Annotated in this window: 1 protein-coding gene; it reads right to left on the minus strand. The window is 37.6% G+C overall.

All coding sequences use genetic code 11. From position 1 onward, the window contains the following. On the minus strand, nt 1-267 hold a 267-nt coding region (locus HUK49_RS10810), incomplete at its 3' end, for an IMP dehydrogenase (RefSeq protein WP_191913687.1). Between the last annotated feature and the right edge of the window lie 20 nt (nt 268-287).

The raw sequence follows: 287 nt of genomic DNA on the forward strand, positions 1-287 counted from the left end.
TTTCCGAACTTCTTTAGCCTGCTCAGCAACCGACATATTTTTGTGAACAACACCTAGACCACCAGCACGGGCAATCGCAATAGCCATTTTGCTATCTGTTACGGTATCCATAGCTGCTGTAATAATAGGAATATTCAATGTCAAATTCTTGGCCAACTTTGTTTGTAAACTTACATCGTTTGGCAAAACATGGCTTTCTGCAGGAATAAGCAAGACATCATCAAAAGTAAAGCCTTTTTTCAAAAATTTAGTGTCCCAATTTGACATGAATCATCCTCTTTTCTATA

Source organism: Limosilactobacillus portuensis, assembly GCF_014838735.1.
Taxonomy (GTDB): Bacteria; Bacillota; Bacilli; order Lactobacillales; family Lactobacillaceae; genus Limosilactobacillus; species Limosilactobacillus portuensis.